Source organism: Paraburkholderia sejongensis (assembly GCF_020880815.1).
GTDB lineage: Bacteria > Pseudomonadota > Gammaproteobacteria > Burkholderiales > Burkholderiaceae > Paraburkholderia > Paraburkholderia sejongensis.
In genome coordinates this window covers 1,813-4,875 of record NZ_JAJITD010000042.1, presented here as the reverse complement: position 1 = coordinate 4,875, position 3,063 = coordinate 1,813, and the positions used below count along the sequence as shown (strand labels likewise).

The window sequence follows — 3,063 nt, the reverse complement described above, 5'->3', positions numbered from 1 at the left end:
CCGAACCCGGAAACATACCGGTTATAGGATCAAGCCTTACGGGCAATTAGTATCAGTTAGCTCAGTACATTACTGTACGTGCACACCTGACCTATCAACGTCCTGGTCTTGAACGACCCTTCAAGGGGCTCGAAGCCCCGGGGATATCTCATCTTAAGGCGAGTTTCCCGCTTAGATGCTTTCAGCGGTTATCTCTTCCGAACATAGCTACCCGGCGATGCCACTGGCGTGACAACCGGTACACCAGAGGTTCGTCCACTCCGGTCCTCTCGTACTAGGAGCAGCCCCCTTCAAATATCCAGCGCCCACGGCAGATAGGGACCAAACTGTCTCACGACGTTTTAAACCCAGCTCACGTACCTCTTTAAATGGCGAACAGCCATACCCTTGGGACCGGCTACAGCCCCAGGATGAGATGAGCCGACATCGAGGTGCCAAACACCGCCGTCGATATGAACTCTTGGGCGGTATCAGCCTGTTATCCCCAGAGTACCTTTTATCCGTTGAGCGATGGCCCTTCCATACAGAACCACCGGATCACTATGACCTGCTTTCGCACCTGTTCGACTTGTCAGTCTCACAGTCAAGCACGCTTATGCCATTGCACTATCAGCACGATTTCCGACCGTACCTAGCGTACCTTCGTACTCCTCCGTTACACTTTGGGAGGAGACCGCCCCAGTCAAACTGCCTACCATGCACTGTCCCCAACCCGGATTACGGGCCAAGGTTAGAACCTCAAACAGATCAGGGTGGTATTTCAAGGTCGGCTCCACGGAAACTGGCGTTCCCGTTTCACAGCCTCCCACCTATCCTACACAGACCGGTTCAAAGTCCAATGCAAAGCTACAGTAAAGGTTCATGGGGTCTTTCCGTCTAGCCGCGGGGAGATTGCATCATCACAAACACTTCAACTTCGCTGAGTCTCGGGAGGAGACAGTGTGGCCATCGTTACGCCATTCGTGCAGGTCGGAACTTACCCGACAAGGAATTTCGCTACCTTAGGACCGTTATAGTTACGGCCGCCGTTTACCGGGACTTCAATCAGGAGCTTGCACCCCATCATTTAATCTTCCGGCACCGGGCAGGCGTCACACCCTATACGTCCACTTTCGTGTTTGCAGAGTGCTGTGTTTTTATTAAACAGTCGCAGCCACCAGTTTATTGCAACCCTTTCACCCTTCTGGCGCAGGCCAGTCAAGCTACAAGGGCGTACCTTATCCCGAAGTTACGGTACCAATTTGCCGAGTTCCTTCTCCCGAGTTCTCTCAAGCGCCTTAGAATACTCATCTCGCCCACCTGTGTCGGTTTGCGGTACGGTCACTGTGAAACTGAAGCTTAGAGGCTTTTCCTGGAACCCCTTCCAGTTGCTTCGCTTCCGAAGAAGCTCGCGCCACACCCTTGAATCCTGCGCCCGGATTTGCCAAAGCGCCTTCTCCAATGCAGCGACCGGGACTTCCAACACCCGGACAACCTTCCGCGATCCGTCCCCCCATCGCATTTCACAATGGTGCAGAAATATTAATCTGCTTCCCATCAGCTACGCATTTCTGCCTCGCCTTAGGGGCCGACTCACCCTACGCCGATGAACGTTGCGTAGGAAACCTTGGGCTTACGGCGAGGGGGCCTTTCACCCCCTTTATCGCTACTCATGTCAGCATTCGCACTTCCGATACCTCCAGCACACTTTCCAGTGCACCTTCGCAGGCTTACGGAACGCTCTCCTACCATGCACATTAATGTGCATCCGCAGCTTCGGTATATGACTTAGCCCCGTTACATCTTCCGCGCAGGACGACTCGATCAGTGAGCTATTACGCTTTCTTTAAAGGGTGGCTGCTTCTAAGCCAACCTCCTGACTGTTTTAGCCTTCCCACTTCGTTTCCCACTTAGTCATATTTGGGGACCTTAGCTGGCGGTCTGGGTTGTTTCCCTCTTGACACCGGACGTTAGCACCCGATGTCTGTCTCCCGTGATTGCACTCTTCGGTATTCGGAGTTTGCTATGGCGTAGTAATCCGCAATGGACCCCACAACCATGACAGTGCTCTACCCCCGAAGGTGATACACGAGGCACTACCTAAATAGTTTTCGGAGAGAACCAGCTATTTCCAGGTTTGTTTAGCCTTTCACCCCTATCCACAGCTCATCCCCTAACTTTTCAACGTTAGTGGGTTCGGTCCTCCAGCACGTGTTACCGTGCCTTCAACCTGGCCATGGATAGATCACCTGGTTTCGGGTCTACACCCAGCGACTAATCGCCCTGTTCGGACTCGCTTTCGCTACGCCTGCCCTAATCGGTTAAGCTTGCCACTGAATGTAAGTCGCTGACCCATTATACAAAAGGTACGCCGTCACCCCTTGCGAGGCTCCGACTGTTTGTATGCATGCGGTTTCAGGATCTGTTTCACTCCCCTCCCGGGGTTCTTTTCGCCTTTCCCTCACGGTACTGGTTCACTATCGGTCGATCACGAGTATTTAGCCTTGGAGGATGGTCCCCCCATCTTCAGACAGGATTTCACGTGTCCCGCCCTACTTGTCGTACACCCAGTTCTTCCCCGCTGTTTTCGTCTACAGGGCTATCACCTGCTATGGCCGCACTTTCCAGAGCGTTCGACTAACAATGAGAATAAAGAGTACAGGCTGATCCCATTTCGCTCGCCACTACTTTGGGAATCTCGGTTGATTTCTTTTCCTGCGGTTACTTAGATGTTTCAGTTCACCGCGTTCGCTTCACGCAGCCTATGTATTCAGCTACGGATACTCCATAAGGAGTGGGTTTCCCCATTCGGACATCTCCGGATCAAAGCTTGTTTGCCAGCTCCCCGGAGCTTTTCGCAGGCTACCGCGTCCTTCATCGCCTGTGATCGCCAAGGCATCCACCACATGCACTTGTTCGCTTGACCCTATAACGGGTATGTCTCACACCATCTTCACTGGGAAGATCGTGCTGTGCACACACGCTACAGGTTGAGTATTCGTGTTGCGCCGTATTCCAAAGCAATCTTTCGATCACTTAAAAATACATCGATACAATCACAACCCTGATTCACCTACTCGCATA

1 rRNA gene is annotated in these 3,063 nt (G+C 52.6%); it reads right to left on the bottom strand.

Annotated features, from left to right (window positions below):
• Positions 1-25: 25 nt before the first annotated feature.
• Positions 26-2,905: ribosomal RNA gene (locus tag LJ656_RS34735) — 23S ribosomal RNA — on the bottom strand.
• Positions 2,906-3,063 lie beyond the last annotated feature (158 nt).